Annotated in this window: 18 protein-coding genes and 1 pseudogene; 10 read left to right on the top strand and 9 right to left on the bottom strand. The window is 69.6% G+C overall.

The genetic code is table 11. From position 1 onward, the window contains the following. Nucleotides 1–64 precede the first annotated feature (64 nt). Both AB0C02_RS07505 and AB0C02_RS07500 read right to left on the bottom strand, forming a co-directional pair. Nucleotides 65–952: a cobalt transporter gene (locus AB0C02_RS07505; protein ID WP_357542210.1), complete on the bottom strand. Its 888-nt coding sequence runs from the start codon at nt 950–952 to the stop codon at nt 65–67. Nucleotides 953–955: 3 nt separating this feature from the next. Then, a complete protein-coding gene (locus tag AB0C02_RS07500) occupies nt 956–1,678 on the bottom strand; it encodes a hypothetical protein (RefSeq protein ID WP_357542208.1) in 723 nt (240 codons plus the stop codon). Between the two features lie 513 nt (nt 1,679–2,191). Between AB0C02_RS07500 and AB0C02_RS07495 the strand changes: the two genes are divergently transcribed. From AB0C02_RS07495 to AB0C02_RS07465, 7 genes are all read left to right on the top strand, one after another. Next, a complete protein-coding gene (locus AB0C02_RS07495; RefSeq protein WP_357542206.1) occupies nt 2,192–2,941 on the top strand; it encodes a 5-oxoprolinase subunit PxpA in 750 nt (249 codons plus the stop codon). Then, complete coding sequence (locus AB0C02_RS07490) at nt 2,938–3,555, top strand: allophanate hydrolase subunit 1 (RefSeq protein WP_357542204.1); 618 nt, start codon at nt 2,938–2,940, stop codon at nt 3,553–3,555. Before AB0C02_RS07495 ends, AB0C02_RS07490 begins: the two co-directional genes overlap by 4 nt. Then, on the top strand, nt 3,552–4,412 hold the full coding sequence (locus tag AB0C02_RS07485; RefSeq protein WP_357542202.1) for a biotin-dependent carboxyltransferase family protein: 861 nt from the start codon (nt 3,552–3,554) through the stop codon (nt 4,410–4,412). Before AB0C02_RS07490 ends, AB0C02_RS07485 begins: the two co-directional genes overlap by 4 nt. Nucleotides 4,413–4,456: 44 nt before the next feature. After that, nucleotides 4,457–4,666, top strand: a complete 210-nt coding sequence (locus AB0C02_RS07480; RefSeq protein ID WP_357542200.1) for a hypothetical protein — start codon at nt 4,457–4,459, stop codon at nt 4,664–4,666. 288 nt (nt 4,667–4,954) lie between these two features. After that, a complete protein-coding gene (locus tag AB0C02_RS07475; protein WP_357542198.1) occupies nt 4,955–5,713 on the top strand; it encodes a hypothetical protein in 759 nt (252 codons plus the stop codon). A gap of 176 nt (nt 5,714–5,889) precedes the next feature. Further along, nucleotides 5,890–7,110, top strand: coding sequence for a S8 family peptidase (locus AB0C02_RS07470; RefSeq protein WP_357542196.1), 1,221 nt, complete (start codon nt 5,890–5,892; stop codon nt 7,108–7,110). A gap of 957 nt (nt 7,111–8,067) precedes the next feature. Further along, complete coding sequence (locus tag AB0C02_RS07465) at nt 8,068–9,684, top strand: helicase-related protein (protein ID WP_357542194.1); 1,617 nt, start codon at nt 8,068–8,070, stop codon at nt 9,682–9,684. A gap of 45 nt (nt 9,685–9,729) precedes the next feature. Here AB0C02_RS07465 and AB0C02_RS07460 read toward each other — a convergent pair. After that, a pseudogene (locus AB0C02_RS07460) lies at nt 9,730–9,972 on the bottom strand (hypothetical protein); the annotation flags it as partial. Between the two features lie 615 nt (nt 9,973–10,587). Between AB0C02_RS07460 and AB0C02_RS07455 the strand changes: the two are divergent. Then, a complete protein-coding gene (locus AB0C02_RS07455; protein WP_357542192.1) occupies nt 10,588–10,740 on the top strand; it encodes a hypothetical protein in 153 nt (50 codons plus the stop codon). A gap of 576 nt (nt 10,741–11,316) precedes the next feature. Here the strand turns inward: AB0C02_RS07455 and AB0C02_RS07450 are convergent. The 5 genes from AB0C02_RS07450 to AB0C02_RS07430 all read right to left on the bottom strand — a co-directional run bounded on the left by AB0C02_RS07450 (nt 11,317) and on the right by AB0C02_RS07430 (nt 14,916). After that, a complete protein-coding gene (locus AB0C02_RS07450) occupies nt 11,317–11,580 on the bottom strand; it encodes a DivIVA domain-containing protein (protein ID WP_357542190.1) in 264 nt (87 codons plus the stop codon). Beyond that, entirely contained in the window at nt 11,577–12,731 is a 1,155-nt protein-coding gene (locus AB0C02_RS07445) for an FAD-binding oxidoreductase (protein WP_357542189.1), read from the bottom strand. The genes AB0C02_RS07450 and AB0C02_RS07445 overlap by 4 nt, the downstream gene beginning before the upstream one ends. Nucleotides 12,732–13,259: 528 nt before the next feature. Further along, complete coding sequence (locus AB0C02_RS07440; protein WP_357542187.1) at nt 13,260–14,072, bottom strand: hypothetical protein; 813 nt, start codon at nt 14,070–14,072, stop codon at nt 13,260–13,262. Nucleotides 14,073–14,132: 60 nt separating this feature from the next. After that, complete coding sequence (locus AB0C02_RS07435; protein ID WP_357542185.1) at nt 14,133–14,531, bottom strand: hypothetical protein; 399 nt, start codon at nt 14,529–14,531, stop codon at nt 14,133–14,135. A 73-nt stretch (nt 14,532–14,604) separates the two neighbouring features. Next, a complete protein-coding gene (locus AB0C02_RS07430) occupies nt 14,605–14,916 on the bottom strand; it encodes a hypothetical protein (RefSeq protein ID WP_357542183.1) in 312 nt (103 codons plus the stop codon). 298 nt (nt 14,917–15,214) lie between these two features. On the opposite strand from AB0C02_RS07430, the gene AB0C02_RS07425 reads away from it, so the two are divergent. Both AB0C02_RS07425 and AB0C02_RS07420 read left to right on the top strand, forming a co-directional pair. Then, entirely contained in the window at nt 15,215–16,114 is a 900-nt protein-coding gene (locus AB0C02_RS07425) for a hypothetical protein (protein ID WP_357542181.1), read from the top strand. Next, nucleotides 16,111–17,043 carry an aminoglycoside phosphotransferase family protein gene (locus tag AB0C02_RS07420; RefSeq protein ID WP_357542179.1) on the top strand — a complete coding sequence of 311 codons (933 nt, stop codon included), beginning with the start codon at nt 16,111–16,113 and terminating at the stop codon, nt 17,041–17,043. The genes AB0C02_RS07425 and AB0C02_RS07420 overlap by 4 nt, the downstream gene beginning before the upstream one ends. 477 nt (nt 17,044–17,520) lie before the next feature. On the opposite strand, the gene AB0C02_RS07415 is transcribed toward AB0C02_RS07420, so the two are convergent. After that, a complete protein-coding gene (locus AB0C02_RS07415) occupies nt 17,521–17,754 on the bottom strand; it encodes a nucleotidyltransferase family protein (RefSeq protein WP_357542177.1) in 234 nt (77 codons plus the stop codon). Nucleotides 17,755–17,776: the final 22 nt, after the last annotated feature.

Genomic DNA, 17,776 nt, shown 5'->3' with positions numbered 1-17,776 from the left:
AGGGGGTTTCCGGTTGGTGGTGGGCGGGTGGCTGGTCGGAATTCCCGTAGCGGGCTGCCTGAGGTCAGGTGCCGGGTAGGCCAGCTACGGCGGCGGCCGAGATGCCGACGCCGATGAGGGTGATTCCGCAGGCGGCCAGCACCGGTGCTACTCGCGTGGCCAGTCGCAGGAGGACGTGGGACCTGGCGGCACGGGCCACGAGGGATCGGCCGGTGAGGGCCATGAGGCCGACGGTGAAGAGCACCGCGGCGAGCCCCAGGCCGAAACAGACCACGAGGAGGAGAGCGAACCCGGCCCGCCCGGCGAAGATGCCGGTCACCAGCACGAGGAAGGCCGCCGGCGAGGGCGTCAGGCCGCCGGACATGCCGAGGAGGAGGAGACCCGGGCGGGACGTGCTGGTGTGATCGTGGCCGTGGCCGTGGCCGTGATCGTGGCCGTGATCGTGGCCGTGGCCGTGGCCGTGATCGTGGCCGTGATCGTGGCCGTGGCCGTGATCGTGGCCGTGGCCGTGGCGACGCAGGTGGCGTCGAAGCAGCCAGAGCCCGACGGCGACGACGGTCAGGCCAGCCGCCAGCTGCAGACCGGTGGTCAGCCGCTCAAGGCTGACCAGGTCAGAGAGCGAGAAGAAGGCCCAGGCAACCGCGATGGCCAGCACCGACACGGTGTGCATCGCGGCCACCGAGAAGCCCAGCCAGGCAGCGTCGCGGACCCGGCCCCGGGAGCCGACCAGGTACGCCGCCGCGAGACTCTTCCCGTGGCCGGGTGCGAGGCCATGCGCCGCCCCGGCCACGAAGGCGATCACCAGCGCCACCGGCACGAAACCCGGCGACTGCACCGTCTCGATCAGCCGGTCGCCGAACCCAGCCGCTCCGAAAAGATCGACATCGGAGAACAACGCCCTGAGGCCGGAGCCGAGGGGCGCCGCCGAACTGTCAAGGCTGGTGGCGTTCATGGGTCAGGCCTTTCGTCCGCGCCGGCGATGCCAGAGGATTCCGGCCGCGACGGCAGCCAGCAGGACGCCACCGACGACCGAGAGCTGCTGCAGGGCACTCCGGCCCACGGACATCGCGGCGGCACCCTGGGGGGACGTGGAGCGGGAGCCGCTGTCCGCGCCGGCGGTGATGGTCCAGTCCACCGACTCGTGCGTGGCGTCGTACACCGCCTTCTGCCCGTGGGGGCCGCTGGCGAGCGTCCGGTAGGCCTCGTGCAGGTCGGTGAGCATCCGGGACCTCACGGCCACCGTGCCCACCGGTCCGGGGCAGGTGAACAGCACATCGGCACCGTGGGCCGCCAGGTCGTCGGTCATCCGGACCTCGCCCGCGCAGGGCTGCCCGCCCTGGGTCACGGTGATCCGCTCGGTCAGGTAGCCGGCGAACGCGGGAGCCTCGGCCATCGTCGCGGCGTCGGAGGCCTCATAGGTCACCGCACCGTCCAGCATGACCCGGTCCTCGGGGAGTACACCGAGGGAGAGACCGAGCAGGGTCAGGTCATCGCTGCCGCCGACGAGCCAGCGGACCCGCACCCCGTGGTCGCCCATGGCCGCGACCTCGATCTGCTGTGGCGCGCCGAAGGGATGTGCCGAGGCCGGGTCCGAGGCCAGCCCCACCATGAGCACCAGTACGAGTAGGCACCAGGATCGGCGCCAGGCGTGGCGTAGGGCACGGCGCAGCGCAGACACAACAGACTCTCAATCGCGTGGAGACCAGGCATAAACGCGATGACTGTTGCGGTCGGAGGTGACCAATGAGGTCATACAGACCGGCCGAACTCTTACGGCAAGGTTGCTGGGCCAAGAAACTCAGGTGCCTTGCCAGCCCGGGTGCAGGCGCGCGTACCACAGTGGGTGGTTGGCGCGCTGCACTAACATGATCCGTCGTCACATTCGTGAAGGTGAGGGCCTTGAGCGATCGGACCATGACAGGCAGGACCGTCGTGATCACCGGGGCCAGCGCGGGCATCGGCGCCGAGTCGGCCCGCCTCTGGGACCGTACGGCCGACCTGCTCGGCGTTCCGGTGGCGTGACGCACCGGTCAGGGCGTCACGTGTCGCGGCCTCGGCCGACCGCAACGGCGCAGGGCGTTTTGCGTCTCAACCGACGGCGGCGACACAGGTCAGGCATCCCGAGAGATGGCAGGCTGTCTTGAGCGAACACAGCGCCAACTACTGGCCGCGATCACCTCGTGACCGTAGCGTGGACCTCAACGCGGACCTGGGCGAGGCGTTCGGCGCCTGGCCGATGGGCGACGACGCCTCGCTGATCAACATCGTCACCAGCGCCAACGTCGCCTGCGGCTACCACGCGGGGGACGCCTCGACCATGCGCCGGGTCTGCGCCATGGCGGCCCGGCGCGGCGTCTCCGTGGGCGCCCAGGTCGGCTACCGGGACCTGGCCGGCTTCGGGCGACGCTTCATCGACGTCGCCCCCGAGGAGTTGACCAACGATGTCCTCTACCAGATCGCTGCCCTGGACGGCATCGCCCGGGCCGAGGGCAGCCGGGTCCGCTACGTGAAACCGCACGGCGCCCTGTACAACGCCATCGTCACCCACGAGGAGCAGGCCGCCGCCGTGGTCGCGGCGGTGCGGGCGGTCGACCCCGCGCTCCCGGTCTACGGGCTGCCAGGATCCGCCTGGCTGCGGCAGGCAGCCGACGCCGGCCTCAAGCCGGTGGCCGAGGCGTTCGCCGATCGCGCCTACCACGGCGACGGCACGCTGGTCTCCCGCCGGCTGCCGCACGCTGTCCTCCACGACCCCGCCGTCATCGCCGGCCGCGTCGTACGGATGGTGGTTGAGGGCACCATCGAGGCCGACGACAACAGCGTGGTCGAGGTTGCACCCGAGTCGATCTGCGTACACGGCGACACGCCGGAGGCCGTCGCCATCGCCCGTGCCGTACGTCAGGCCCTGGCGGCCGCCGGCGTGACCATCCGGGCCCGCGCATGAGCCTGCGTGTCCTGGCGTACGGCGAACGCGCCCTGCTCATCGAGGTCGCCGATCACCACGAAGCGCTGGCGCTGTACGACGACATCCGGCGGGAGCCTCCCGTGGGCGTGGTGGACCTGGTGTCCGCGGCGGCCAGTGTGCTCGTCGTGTTCGCTGACGAGGAGTCCGCGCAGGCGGCCTCCTCGACGCTGCGGACCAGGAGCGTTCCCCGGGTGGACCGGGCGGTCGGCGACCTGGTCGAGGTGCCCGCCCACTACGACGGCGCGGACCTGGGTGAGGTCGCGGAAAGCCTCGGCATGTCCGTGGAGGAGGTCGTCCGGCGCCACGAGATCGCCGAGTACTTGGTGGCGTTTGTGGGATTCGCCCCGGGCTTCGCCTACCTGACCGGCCTGGATCCCGCCCTGCACATGCCCCGGCGCAGCGTGCCACGGACCAGAGTCCCCGCCGGGTCGATAGCCATGGCCGGCGAGTACACCGCCGTCTATCCACGAGAGTCTCCGGGTGGCTGGCGCCTCCTCGGGCACACCACCCTGGACATGTGGGACCTGGACCGTGAGCCGCCCGCCCTGCTCCAGCCCGGCATGCGCGTCCGCTTCAGGCGCGTGACGCGATGACGAGCGGCACCGTGGAGATCGTCCGGCCCGGCCCGTTGACCACCGTCCAGGACAACGGGCGGCCCGGACTCGCCCGGCTGGGCGTGAGCCCGTCCGGCGCCTGTGACCGGCCCGCGTACCACCTCGCGAACCGCCTGGTCGGCAACGCACCGGACGCCGCCGCCCTGGAGGTGACCCTGGGTGGTCTGGTCGTCCGGTTCAGCCAGTCCGGCTGGGTGGCGGTGACCGGCGCGCCGGCCCCGGTCGTCTCGGCGGGTCGGGCCTGCGCGCCGTACGGTCCGGTTTTCGTCCCCGCCGGCGGCGTACTGAAGATCGGCGTCCCCGCCGCCGGCTTGCGCAGTTACCTGGCGGTCCGGGGCGGGATCGCCGTGCCTCCCGTGCTGGGCTCCCGCTCGACCGACATGCTCACGGGCATCGGACCGGCACCGCTCCAGGCCGGCCAGATCGTGCCGATCGGCGACGCGACCGCCGGCCCGGTAGCCCCGGTGGACCTGGCACCGGTGGCGCCCCTACCGCAGGAGCCGGTGATCGAGATCCAGCCCCTTGACCGGCCCGGCTGGTTCGCCGACAACGCCCTCGACGCGCTGAGAGACAGCTACCGGGTGAGCCCCGACACGAACCGGATCGGGATGCGGCTGCAGGGCAACGTGATCGAACGTGCCCGCCAGGACGAAATCCCGAGCGAGGGACACGTCGCCGGGGCCATCCAGATCCCGCCGTCCGGGCAGCCGGTCATCTTCCTCGCCGACCATCCCGTGACCGGCGGCTACCCCGTCCTCGGCGTCGTCCGCGCGAGATCCTTTCCACTGCTCGCGCAAGCCAGACCCGGGCAGAGGCTACGGCTGCGCGTCACCTGAACGCCTCCGGGTACGTCGCTTACCGAGACCTGCTCGTCCGGCTAGTGTTCCGCGCCATAAATTCGCCTACAAAATCGGGCGAGCGATTCGAGGATCTCTTCGGCGGGTCGTTGCTCGGCGGCGCCCTCCTGCCCAACTCGGGGCCGCAGCCGCTCGCGCTGACCGGCGGGCTGCTGACGCTGGCCGCGCTGGCGGTTCTCGCCGTTGACGCGCGACCGCGCACCGCCCGACCCGCACCAGACGTTCCCGGCTGACCACCACCGGGCCGGCGCGGGTCATCAGCACCTCCAGCAAGGGCCACCGGTTCGGCAACGACGACCTCGACGACCTCGAAGGGACGCGCCAACGATCCGGCATGCTCCGCTACGGGACGACGAGACGGCCAACGGCGTCTACTACCACGGGATGAAGCCCAACGGGCCGGTGCACCGGCAGGCCAAGGACGACCACCTGGCGACCCGCCTCTGGGACCGCACCGCCGACCTGCTTGGCGTGCCGGTGGCGTGACCCGCCCCTTGACACCGCGTCGGATCATGGCGGCCATGACTAGCGTGCCGCCACTTCCCTGCCTCGTTGCCAGCTACAACAGCAAGGAGCAAGGGCCAGTTGCGTTCATAGCTGCGTCTTGGCTGGCCGCCCTTTCTCACTGGCCTGACGAAGCGAGCGTTCTCGTCGATGACCGATGGACGCGGCCAGCCAGCGTTTCCGGGCGTCGCCTCGTCACACGGGACGACTTGGGTAGCCTGATCGCGGCCACCGATCTGGCCGATCCGCTCGGGGTGCGCAAGGCGTTCGTCCTGATGATGGCCTGGGGCTCTGGCGTAACGAATACGCGTAGCTATCGATATACCGCGTTAGCGCTGGCGGCTCCGAATTGCGCCGACGTGTTGGCAAAGACTGCCCGGCTGTGCCGTGAAGGAAGGCTGGATCAGGCCTATCGGGAGTTCTCCCTGCCGGGCATAGGCCGTTCCTTTTTCACCAAATGGTTCGCATTCGCAGGACGTGCAGACGGGAGGCGATGGCAGCCACTCATTCTCGATGACCGGGTCTTCAGAACGCTCAACCAGTCGCTCCGCATCTCCACCGTTGAGCTCGCGAATACCAGGCGCCGAGACCGCCGATACTGTGCATACGTTGAGGCTCTGCATCGATGGAGCGATTCCCTGTTTGAAAGCGGGATCCAGTGCTCGGCCGAACGGCTCGAGTGGATTTTGTTCTCCCACAACGGCGCCGACATACCGTGCTCACCCAAGCGTCCCGGGCCCAACCCGGACGTGCCACCGTCGGCACCAGGAAGCTGACGGCGCATGGTTACGCCTCAAGACCAGCGGCCGACACGCTGCTGGTCCGCGTCTCGGCGAGCCAGCAACATTCAAGGACGTGGATTTTTACGGTAGGGTGACCCTCAGCACACGCAGAGCAACCGCCTGGCGCCACCCCGCGTCGCGATGGTGGCCGGAGTGAGGAGGGACAACCGATGACACCTTCCCGCCCCCGCCGCGGGCGGGTGACCGCGATCGGCGTACTCGCCGCCGTTTCGATGGTCACCGCCCTGGCCGGCACGCCGGTGAACGCGGCACCCGTCGCCGACCAGGCCCCCGGCACCAACCAGAGCACCGCCGCCGCCGTACGCGACAGCTACATCGTGGTGCTCAAGGACAGCGCCGTCGGCGGCCGGGCCGGCACCCGCCAGGCCGCGGTGCACACCACCGCCCAGGATCTGACCACCCGGTACGGCGCCGCCCTGGGCCGGGTCTACGACAGCGCGCTCAACGGCTTCACCGTCACCCTGCCGGAGGCAGCCGCCAAGCGCCTGGCCGCCGACCCCGCCGTCGCCTACGTCGAGCCGGACCGGCCGGTGTCGGCCACCACCACCCAGCTCAATGCACCGTGGGGGCTGGACCGCATCGACCAGCGCAGCCTGCCGCTGGACGGGAAGTACAGCTTCACCAGCACCGGCGTCGGGGTGACCGCGTACATCATCGACACCGGCATCCGGGTCACCCACGCCGACTTCGGGGGCCGGGCCGTATACGGGTACAACGCGACCGACAGCTCGTCGCTCCCCTACGACTGCAACGGGCACGGCACGCAGGTCGCCGACGTCGTCGGCGGCGGGGTCTACGGCGTGGCCAAGCGGCCACGACTGGTCGCCGTACGGGTGCTCGACTGCGGCGGCAACGGCACCTACTCATGGGTCATCGCCGGAATCGACTGGGTGACCCGCAACCACCCGCCGCTCCAGCCGGCGGTGGCGAATCTGAGCGTGACCGGCAGCAGAAGCACCGCCCTCGAAAGCGCGCTGGCCAACTCCATCGCCAGCGGCGTGACGTGCGCGGTGGCCGCCGGCAACGACAACGACGACGCCTGCCGCTACTCGCCGCCGGTGGTGTCCACCGCGATCCGGGTCGGCGCGACCCAGAGCAACGACGCGCGAGCGAACTTCTCCAACTGGGGATCGTGTGTGGACATCTACGCCCCGGGTGTGAACATCCCCGCGGCGTCGTACCCCAGCGACACGGCCGTCACCGTGCTCAGCGGCACGTCGGTGGCGGCACCACACGTGTCCGGCGGGGCGGTCCGGGTGCTCGAAAACCACCCGACCTGGACCCCGGCCCAGGTGAAGTCATACCTGGTCAGCAATGCGACCCCGCTCAGCAGTGGCATCCGCCTGCTCTACCTGGACCCGGCCACCTGACCCACCCTGGTAAGCGACTGTGGTCTACCGCCATCACCACGGGGCCCGTTCCGGCTGATGGAGCTACGCCTGTGCTGGCAAGGCGGCGCTCACCGACCATAGGTGGTCACGGTTTTGGGGCGAGACTTCGTGTAATAGATCAGGCCGTAGAAGGGCAGCCAACAGCCACCGGTGAGAACACACAAGATGATGTGGCCCACGTGGAACCCGGTGCTGATGTACTCCCTGGTGTAAACCGGCAGAGGCATTTGCGGGGCGAACTGCGGCGGGTAGGGCATCGGCTGAGCCGGATACGGATACGCCTGCTGAGGCGGATAGGGAGGGTATGGCGGTTGCGGCGCGTAGGGTCCGGGCGGGTAAGCGGCAGGCGGCCCAGAGTAGGGGACGGCAGACTGCGGCGGGTGAGCTACCGGTGGGCCTGAATAGGGGACCGCAGACTGCGGTGGGTAGCCGGCCGGCATGCCCATGTGTGGTGCGCCGGCGGGAGGCGGGTAGCCCGGTCCGGGCGCGGGCGGATAATCGCGGCCTGGGACAGCCGGTTGCTCAGGATGCACCCGAACACTCTCGACTCCCGTCGATGGGACTGTCATCCGTCGCACAGTCTGACGCCAGCGACAAACGGCCAGCTTGGACACCCGATGGCCTCGCCCGAGTACGAACATGGCTGGTTGAGAGCGACGGCGAGTGCGTCGCCTTGCTGCCTCGAACCTCCGCTGATATGGCAACAGCGCTTCGATGGCCAAAGGTCCAAGTCCAGCAGGCGATCTGGCCGAGCGACATCCGATGTAACGCCTCATATCGTCGGGGCACCTTGCACTAAGACAACCTTCGACATCGGTCCTGCGGTGCGTCGATGATTGTCGGTTTGAACGGCGCGAGCGGCAACGGGGAGGCCGGGATGGATGTGCTGTCGGAGGAGCGGGGGCCGCTGCCAAGAGCGAAGCGGCAGCCCCAAACGTGTCGCAGGACTTTGACCAAACCACGAAGGGCAATGGCGTGCAGCAGGACCTGAAAGTTGCGCTGGGGCAGCTGCTGGCGGAACAGCCAGGCCAGAACAAGCGACAGCTGCTTGCGGGGTTGAAGCGCAAGGGCCTGCTGGTGCGGAGCACAACGGACGTCAACCGGACGCTGTATGCCAGCAGCGGAATGTTTCATCATGATGGGGCCACCCCACCGCGCTGGCGCTTGACTACCGGAGCGGCACACGACGGTTCAGTCCTCACGGCGGCACCGCCAGCGCTGCCCCGGTGCTACCTCGGCAAAATGCCCCGTGTTTGGCAGGCCGAGGCACTGGCCCTATGGCGTGCCCATGGTCGCCGGGGCGTCGTGGAGGCCGTCACCGGCACCGGCAAGACCACGGTCGGGGTGCTCGCAGCCGCAGCCGCAGTGGATGCCGGTGAGAAGGTGCTGGTGCTGGTGCCCGGCCGCGAACTGCTCGACCAGTGGTACGACGTGCTACGCCGGGACCTGCCGCGCATCCGGGTGGGGCGAGTCGGGGACGGTCATGAGGACGCGTTCTCCGACTACTCGATCCTCGTGGCCATCGTTCACTCGGCGGCCAGATACCTGATGCTGCCGCTGGGTACCCCGGGCTTAATTGTCGCCGACGAGGTGCACCGATACGGTGCTCCGACCTTCGCCCGAGCCCTTGAGTTTGGCTTTGGTGCACGGCTGGGGCTGACGGCGACGTACGCGCGCGACGACGACGGCCTGGTGAAGCACCTGGAGCCATACTTCGGCGGCGTGGTGGCCGGATGCACCTACGACCGTGGCTTGGCCGACGGGATCTTGGCCCCGTTTCGCGTCGGCTTCCTTGGGACGGACTTCACCGCCGGGGAACGCAAGCAACACGACGAGTACGACGGGCTTGCCACCACCCTCCGGCGCCGGCTGATCTTCGACCACGGCTGCCCCGATGAGCCGTTCGGTGAGTTCATGACCTCCGTGAACCAGCTCAGCCAGGGCGGCCACGCAGACACCCGTGCGACCAAGGACGCCCGCCGTTACCTGAATGCGTTCAGCAAGCGGCGCCAGCTATTGGCCGATTGCCATCGCAAGCACGAAGCCCTTGCAAAACTGGCACCAGTCTTTGCGGCAGCGAATCGTGGGTTGGTCTTCAGTGAAACTAAAACCAGTGCTGAGCAGGCGGCAGGCATACTGCGTGGGCACGGTGTGTCGGCGATGGAGTTCACCAGCGACCTGCCGTCAATCGAACGCAAGTACCGCCTAGAAGCGTTCAAGACCGGGCAGGTGAGAGTGTTGACCGCTCCGCGGGTCCTGGACGAGGGGATCGACGTCCCGCAGGCAGACCTAGGCGTGATCGTGGCGGGGAGCCGAAGCAAACGTCAGATGATCCAGCGAATGGGTCGGGTCATCCGCCCAAAGCAAGACCGCCGTCCCGCAACCTTCATTAACCTCTACGTGAGGGACACGGCGGAGGACCCGGCCAGGGGAGCGCACGAGGACTTCCGCGAGCAGCTCACCGAAGTCGCCCAGGACCTGGTCGACTTTCCTCGGGAAACGTCCGCTACAGATCTGTTTGCCTGGTACTACCAGGGCAGGCTGCAGATTTGACGCTTGCCCGCCTGGGCCGGTGGCGCAATGAGCCCACCTCACCGGCGGATCCAGGGCGTCCTTGATCCGCCGGTTCTCGGCGTGCACGAGGGCGAGCTGGCGGGACGGCGCCGGCCGAGCCAGGTGGCGGGCAGGGCGAGCGCGGCCTTCCCGTCCGGGGTGAGTGGGCCGCGCAGGGCCTTGCGGCTGCGGTAGTCGGAACCGGTGCCCGTTGTGGCCGAGGGTCCAGTGCCACGGGTGGTTGCCGCCTCCGTCGCGGGCGAACCGGAACCGGTCCAGCTGGCCCAAGCCGGCCAGCTCAACGAGCCGGATCTGACAGGTCCGGCGGGCGCGGAAAGTATGCGGTGGATCTGGTCGGTGGTGAGGACCTGGCGGTCGTCGAGGAGTTGGAGCAGCAGCCGGTCACGGCTGGTGATGTGGGGATAGATGGCCAGCAGACTGGCAGTACGCGGTTACGGCATAGGCCGTTCACCCCCGTGGAGAGAGAATCCCGATAGGGAGTCTGGATAGGTTGATCTTGATCTCGGCGGGGTCATCGGCCGGGTTTGGGCAGGCCAGGCACCTGACAAGCCAGGTGCAGAGGGCTCGTCTGGGGGCTCGCTTCGCAAACACCCCCAAAGGAGCCCCCAATGCCGTACCCAACGGAGCCCCCAAACGAGCGACCCCGATGGCCAGCGGTCGCGTGAGTTCATCCGCCGGCGCATCGCCGTGCGGGCCAGCTGCCGCATCGGCTCACCGCCGGTATCTGGTGCCGGCGTCCGCGGTCTGTCGGGTGGGACTCGCGCTCACCTCGCCGCTGTACGGGCGCGGGACTCACGGTCTCGTGCGGGCGACGAGTACCGGGGTACGCAAGCGGGACCACCGGTATGGGGACCGGGAGCGTGCCAACCGCGCCTATGCGGGATGTCCCGCTTGCTCGACGGGTTCGCCGCGATCCTGACCGCCAGCTACCGGCTGCTGAACCCCGGCGGGACCGTGGTGATCACCTGCCGACCGGTACGCCGCCAGCGAGACGACCTGATCGACCTGCCCGGCGGTCGCCGCCGAGCAGCGTAGCCAGCCCCCTGGCCGCCCGGCCCGCAGGCAGGAGGCGGCGGCTTGAAGCAACCTTCCGCCACGCTCTATCTCCGATGCCGCCTCAGCGACGGCCAGACAGCGGACAGTCCCGCTGGCCGGGTCCCGTTCGCCGGTGGCCGGCAAGCGAGTTCGATCCAGAACGCAGCGGGACCGGGTGGCTCAGAGAGATGAGTCCCGCGCCCGGTACCGGCTGGGCCGAGCGGGACTCGGCGAGCGCCCGCGATCAGCCTGGTGTACCGCAGTCCCGCCGGGTCCCGCTCCGACAAGAACTGACAGGAGCATGGGCATCGCCCGGCTGTCAGATTCTGTCAGGAGGCCGAACCTGACAAGCCTGGTGTACCGCAGTCCCGCCAGGTCCCGCTCCGACAAGAACTGACAGGAACATGGGCACCGCCGGGCTGTCAGGCGCTGTCAGGAGGCCGAACCTGACAGCCCAGCCGACAGGACTTCCCGTACGGCCAACAGGGCGGCGGCGATCTGGCCGGTGGTGAGGACGCCGTGGCCGTGGAGCCAGCCGACGACGCGGTCGTCACGGGCGGTGATGCTGACAACCGGCTACGCTCGGCGGCTCAACCGCCGCGTCGCCTCGGCCGACTGCCAACTGTGCAACGCATCCTTGATGCGCCGGTTCTCGGCGCGCACGTTCGCGAGCTGGCGGGACCGCTCGTTCAGCTCATAGGCGAGGCGATGCAGCAGGGCGTCGACGTCATCGACCTGGTAGCCGCGTCGGCCGAGTCGGGTGGCGGGCAGGGTGAGTGCGGCGATTCCGTCGGGGGTGAGTGGGCCGCGTAGGGCGTTGTGGCTGCGGTAGACGGTCATCGCCATGGGATCCGTTCCGGTAGGTGGATCCGGTCGGCGGGTACCCCGGCGGCGAGTAGCCGCAGCCGTGACCCGGCCAGCATCGCCGGCGGCCCGCACACGTACACGGCCTGGCCGGCGTGCCGGTGGTCGAGGGCGACAGTGAGCGCGTCGCCGTCACCCCACTCCCCCGGCTCGTCGAGCTGATGGTGGGAGAACGTCGGCACGATCGTCAGCCAGTCGTGGCGCAGCTTGTCGAGGGTGACCGCGTCATACAACGCTTCTATCGAGCGGGCCCCGACGACCAGGGTCACCCGCCGGTTGGTCGGGGCGGCGGCGACCTGCTCGACCAGGGCGCGCAGCGGGGCCAGGCCGGTGCCGCCGGCCACCAGCAGCAGGTCACCGTCGACCAGACTCAGCCCGGTGTCGGTGGGCGGGCCGAGATACAACAGCTCGCCGGGGCGTACCTCGTGGACCAGGCTGGTGGACACTATCCCGTCGCCGACGGCGCGGACGTGCAGCTCGATGCTGCCGTCGGGGCGGGGCGCGTTCGCCGGGCAGTACCAGCGCCACCGGCCGGGCCGGCGCGGCGTGCACACCGGCACCGCCTGACCCGGCAGGTACCGCAGCCGCCGCCACGGCCGTACCGTCACAACGGCGACTCCATCGGCGGCGAGGTCATGGTCGAGGACCTCGACCGGCCACCAGGCCGGGCCGTCACCCACCCGCGCGGCGGCCCGCTCCACCTCCTCCCAGGGCACGCTGGTCTGTAGCGCGTCGTCGATGACCGCGGTGTGGTCCGGGCGCAGGCCATAGCGACGGTACGCGCGGCCGAGCACCGCCAGCAGCGCCGACCTGCCAGGCCGGTCGTCGGCCTTGCTCACCAGCTGGTACAGGCCGTCCTGCAACAGCGGCGCCGTCCACTCGGGCAGCAGCCCCCGGTAGCGGTCCTCGACGAACTCCCAGAAGTCGGCGGCGCTCGGCCTCTGATACGACTTCAGAACCCCCATCAGGTAGTCGACCGCCCGCCGGTGCTGCCCCTCCGACCAGCCCAGGCACGGAACCTCCGGCTCGCCGCTGGTGGTGCTGGTCAGCGACCGCGCCAGGTGCGCCTTCAACCGGTCCCAGTCCACCCCGATCAGGTACGCGGACAACTCCACATCCGCCGCCACCAAACTCAACCAACGGGCAACCGCCTCCCGTATCTGCGGCTCCGTCACCGTGCGCCGCCCTCGACCGCCTCCGCCTGCTCCTCGCCGAGGCCGGCGGCTTCGAGAGTGGCGCGACCCCAACGAGCCAAGCGACACGGGTACGGGACACGCTCGCTACGGCAGAGCACGCCCTGCGGCCAGGGCTCTGGCGCGTGGACCCGAACAGCCTTCGCGGCAAGGGACAAGTCCTCATCGGTGACCGGGGTGAGAACGGGAAAATCGGCGAGTACGACAGACATCAGCGGGCGCCTCCGGCAGGTAAGGAAGGGGGCCCTCGTTAACGGATCCAGTAGAGAAAGGTCCCCTGTCAACAAATCGAGCGGCACCGAGGCGGGCGGGGACGGAGAAACCGCGACGGGGAACGCGGCACGACCGGAGCCCAGCACCCGCCCCGGGCCATGCGCCCACTGTCGATCCGGCTCAGGGGTGCCGGTATGCCGGGATGATCGTGACCGGCATGCACGATCCGTATACGACCGGTGACGCCGCTCAGTTGGTGGCGGGCTGCCGGCTCAGGCGGTGAACGTGCCACTGGCGGGCGGCGTCGAGGAGCGGCCCGCGGTGCGGTGCCGGTGCGGTGCGTTGCATCCGTTCCCCGAGGCGGACCAGGGCGTCGGCGAAGGCGGTGACCGCCTCGCCATCGGCTTCGGCGAAGGCGGGGATGCGGGCGGCCCAGCGCTCAGCATCGGCCGGGCTGTGGCCGGCGCGGATGAGCCGGACCAGCATGAACGCGGCGTCGATCCAAGGGGCGCCCCGACAGGGCGCGGACCAATCGACAAGCCGGAGCCGGTCGCCGAGCAGGAAGTTCCGGGGCGTCATGTCGGTGTGCAGAAGGGCGTCCCCGTCGACCAGTCCGGGGGCGATGAGACCGCGCCAACGCTCGGTGAACGGCTGCACCTCGACCGGCGGGCAGGGCGTCAGCTCCCGGGCCAGCCTGGTCAGCAGGTCGGCGACGGCGTCGAGGTCCGGGGAGCCGGGTTCCAGGCGGGGATGGCGGCCAGGGGCGTGCTCGAAGCCGAGCAGGAGCCAGCCGTCGCGCTCGACGGTCCAGTGGAGCCGGGGTACGGCGTCGGGCAGCCAGGGGTTGATCCGGGCTTCCTTGCGGTAGGGCCAGCCGGTTCGGCCGTCCGCCTGCCCGCCCTTGCAGAAGACCCACCCGGTGGGGGTACGCAGGGCGACGGCGAGTTCGCAGGATGCGCCGTCGGGGAGCGGCTCTTCCCGCATGATCTCGCCGGTGTGCCGCTCGACCTCGCGTCGCACCGCGACGGGAAGATCGTCCCAGTGGTGGCGGTGGGGCGGCATTGGTGAGCCTTCCGGACGGCGGTCCCGGTCAGCGTATGCCCGGGACCGCCGCCGGCGGCGTCACCTGGTCGGGCTGTCGTGGCAGCCGGGGTGGCACTGGTTGCACTGGGACTGGCACTCCCCCGCCGTTCGGCCCCACAGCTCCGGGTCGGTGGCGAAGCCGGCGGCGCGGATCGCGGCGACCGCCCGGGAGATCGGCACTCCGAGCGGTTCCGGGGTGGTGGGGCCGGTCTCGTCGGGCGGCGGCTCGGGCTGGTGGTGGATGAACCGGCCGGCGATTCGCTGGCAGAAGTCGGCGTAGTCGCGGGTATGCAGGATGAACGTGTGCCAGCCGATGTCCACCAGGTCACTCGGGCCGAGCGGCTCGGTGGTGGCGACGCAGGCGGCGAGGAAGGCGAGCGCCTGGTCCAGGATCCTGGCCGGCAGGTCGCCGGCCAGCTCGGGATGGTCGCGGGCCACATGACGCTGTGAGAATTGTCGATATGCGTGGCGCGTATACCGCGCGCCCGCAGAACGGTTTGAATGGATAGGCTCAACCGAGCACCATCAACACAGCCACCCGGGGAATGGCGAGGTTGCCGGTGACATCTGCGAACTGCCCCCGCTGCGGCGGACGCCTGGCCCGCGACAACGACAGCGGACGCTGCGCGCCCTGCCAGGCCGCCGAACGCGACCGCCTGAGCAGCCCGCCTGCAGTGCCGGCGACCTTCTGGGAGCACGAGCCGGTACGCCAGGCGCTCGCGCAGCGGCACCTCGGGCGGGTGATCCGGGCGTACCGGTACCACCCGTACCACGGGCGGTACCCGCTGCCGCAGACGGTGGTGGCGGGGTGGCTGGGGATCACGCAGGCGCAGTTGAGCAGGGTGGAGAACGGGCCACCGCTCGTGCACCTGGACCGGCTGGCCCATTGGGCAACGCTGCTCGGGATCCCAGCGGCTCAGCTCTGGTTCGCTCTCCCGGGGGCGCCGCCTGTATCGCCTCGGCCACCCGCCGAAAGCTCGCCTCCTGATCTGGATCAACCAATGACAACTGACGAAGGCCGGCGAACGTTGCTGGCCGGCATAGCGGCTGTCGCCACAGGTGCTGGCCTGCTGGGCGGCATAGCGGTCCCCCGTCCCCGCCGGCTTGGCTCAGCAGACATCGTGCGGCTCAACGCGGTCCTTGCGCTGTACCGATCGGTTGATTACGAGTGCGGCGGCGGATTGCTCTACCGAGAAGTCGACCGATTCGCCCAGTCGGTATACGGCCTGCTCGACTGGTCGCACTCTGAGGCGTTGACGCCTCCGCTCGTCGCCTCGGTCGCGGCAGCCCGCCAACTGGCGGGCTGGACTGCTCTCGACGCGGGATTGCACGAGCATGCGCAGCGACATTTCGTCGCCGCCGAGCGCGCTGCTTTGACAGCCGATGACGCACTGCTGACCGCGAGAGTCCGCTACTGCCAGGCCCGGCAGTTGCAGCACCAGCGCCACAACCGCGACGCGCTCGCCACCCTGCAGCTCGCGCGGCTCCAGCTCGGCGCGGCGGCCACTCCTGCTGTCTCGGCGATGCTGCACGGCGCGGAGGCTGCATCACTTGCCGCTCTTGGGCAGCGCCAGGACGCCCTAACCGCGCTGGGGAGGTCGACCGACTCGTTCGACCGGGTCGCCGCGGACCGGGAACCGGAGTGGATGCGCTTCTACGACCGGGGCGAGCTGCTGGCCCAGTACGGCCGCGTCTACCGGGATCTGGCACGGACGGACAGCAGCTTCGCGCCGGAGGCGGTGCACTGGGTGCGCGAGGCGATCGCGGCGTTCGGTCCTCAGAACGTACGCAGTCTGGTGCTCAGCGAGGTCGGCCTCTGCAGCGCGTTGTTCCTCGCCGACGACCCGGAGCAGGCGATGGCTGTCGGCCAGCGCGTCATCAAGCGGGCGGGCAGCCTTACATCCCGGCGAACGGTCGATCGTGTCCGCAATCTGCGCCGTGATCTGGTCAAGCACCGGTCGAATTTGGCGGTCAGCCACTTCGTTCAAGAACTCTCAACCTTCGAGCCGCTGTCGGCATGACCGGGACAGGTCGCTTCACGCTAGAAGCCATGACGGCGGCTATGCATCAAGTCGCCGAGCAGTTGGGAGTGCGTGCAGACGGAGCGCAGCTGCTCCGCTTCACCAACAATGCGGTGTTCGCCCTGCCGTCGGCTGGCATCGTCATCCGCCTCGCCAGGTCCCATCGACTTGCGGACCGGGCGTACAAGGTGGTTGAGCTCGGGCGGTGGTTCAAGCAGGTCAACGCACCGACCATTCGTCTCGCGCCAGACGTGGCCCAGCCGGTCCAGGCCGGCGGCTTCCTGGCCTCCATCTGGAAGCACATCCCGCCAACTGCACCGAACCCGACGGTGAAAGACCTCGGGTCCGTCCTACGCAAGTTTCACAGCCTTGGTCCCCTGCCGATGCCCTTGCCAACTTGGGACCCAATCGGCGATGCCCGGTCACGCATCGTTGACGCGGAGGGGCTGAGCGACGAGGATCGGCGATTCTTGCTCGACTGGTGCGACCGGCTGGACGCACCAGTCGCCGCAATTCGGCGCCGAGCCGGCTCGGGGCTCGTCCACGGTGACGCCCACGTAGGCAACCTGCTCCGGCCCCCGACTGGGCGGGCGTTGCTGTGCGACTTCGATGCCACGTGTCTCGGTCCCTGGCAGGTCGATCTGGTGGCGGTAGCAGTCGGCGAGGTGCGCTTCGGCCGGCGCGGCGCGCATGCGGCCCTGGCCGACGCATACGGGTACGACGTCACCACCGACCCGGACTGGCCTCTGCTGCGCGAGGCGCGGGAGCTGAAGATGATCGCCGCTGCCGTCCCAGTGCTCCATAGTTCCGTCGGCGTCCACGCAGAGTTCGCCACCCGCCTGCGATCAATCCAAGAGGGCCACCACGACGCTCGCTGGAAGCCCTTCGCAGAGGTCGGCCGCCGACCGCCTTACGGAAATTCGGGCTAGCGGGTCGATCTGGCCGGCAAGCGCGTTTTCGAACCGCGCAGCGGGACGGTGGTGGCAGCGACCAGCTCGTGGCGATCGCGCCGTTACAGAACTACCCCGGTGCCTCAGCAGGGTTCGATCCTGGGACGACACACGGTTTAGGAAACCGATGCTCTATCCCCTGAGCTACGAGGGCGCGAGGGCCCAGTGTAACGGCCTGCGGGTTGACCCGGGGTGGCAGGGAGTGGCCTGCGTTGACCTGGGTTGTCCTGGCGGGTCGGGGCGGCGGATGACCACACGTCGATCACACGGGCGGCGTTGCGGTCGTGGTCGTTGGCCTGCTTTGACCTGGTGTGGCACCGGTTGACCCAGGGTGGTACCGGCTGGAGAGCACACGCCGCACACATCATCCATGATCATGTTTGGCCGTATGGGCTGCGGTCGGAGGGTCGCTGGCGGGCGGGGTTGGTCGCGGCGGCGACCGTCGGCGTGGGTGGTTCAGGTGATGATGCGGATGCCGGGCCAGCGTTCGGTGGGGCGGTGGCGGGCGAGTCGTTGCCGGGAGGTCTCCGGGCTGACTCTGGTGGGGTTGAATCGCCAGACGCCTTCGAGGAGGTCGTCGAGGCCGTGCGGTGCGCAGACGGCGATGTGGTCGTGTGGGTCGAGGCGGATGCCACGGCGGTGGCGTATTCGGGCCAGGTGGCGACCGCTTCGGCGATGCTGCGCAAGCATTGGCGACGGGATTCTCGCCGAC

The sequence above is a fragment of the Micromonospora sp. NPDC048999 genome (assembly GCF_040649295.1).
Taxonomy (GTDB): domain Bacteria; phylum Actinomycetota; class Actinomycetes; order Mycobacteriales; family Micromonosporaceae; genus Micromonospora.
The sequence above is the reverse complement of the archived record's forward strand: the minus strand, read 5'-3'. Positions and strand labels throughout refer to the sequence as shown.

What these genes read in the sequence shown, in the direction of transcription:
- AB0C02_RS07450 (WP_357542190.1), bottom strand. Translation starts at nt 11,580, where the DNA reads ATGACCGTCTACCGCAGCCACAACGCCCTACGCGGCCCACTCACCCCC.
- AB0C02_RS07470 (WP_357542196.1), top strand. Translation starts at nt 5,890, where the DNA reads ATGACACCTTCCCGCCCCCGCCGCGGGCGGGTGACCGCGATCGGCGTA.
- AB0C02_RS07440 (WP_357542187.1), bottom strand. Translation starts at nt 14,072, where the DNA reads ATGCCGCCCCACCGCCACCACTGGGACGATCTTCCCGTCGCGGTGCGA.
- AB0C02_RS07455 (WP_357542192.1), top strand. Translation starts at nt 10,588, where the DNA reads ATGTCCCGCTTGCTCGACGGGTTCGCCGCGATCCTGACCGCCAGCTAC.
- AB0C02_RS07505 (WP_357542210.1), bottom strand. Translation starts at nt 952, where the DNA reads ATGAACGCCACCAGCCTTGACAGTTCGGCGGCGCCCCTCGGCTCCGGC.
- AB0C02_RS07415 (WP_357542177.1), bottom strand. Translation starts at nt 17,754, where the DNA reads ATGCTTGCGCAGCATCGCCGAAGCGGTCGCCACCTGGCCCGAATACGC.
- AB0C02_RS07420 (WP_357542179.1), top strand. Translation starts at nt 16,111, where the DNA reads ATGACCGGGACAGGTCGCTTCACGCTAGAAGCCATGACGGCGGCTATG.
- AB0C02_RS07475 (WP_357542198.1), top strand. Translation starts at nt 4,955, where the DNA reads ATGACTAGCGTGCCGCCACTTCCCTGCCTCGTTGCCAGCTACAACAGC.
- AB0C02_RS07485 (WP_357542202.1), top strand. Translation starts at nt 3,552, where the DNA reads ATGACGAGCGGCACCGTGGAGATCGTCCGGCCCGGCCCGTTGACCACC.
- AB0C02_RS07490 (WP_357542204.1), top strand. Translation starts at nt 2,938, where the DNA reads ATGAGCCTGCGTGTCCTGGCGTACGGCGAACGCGCCCTGCTCATCGAG.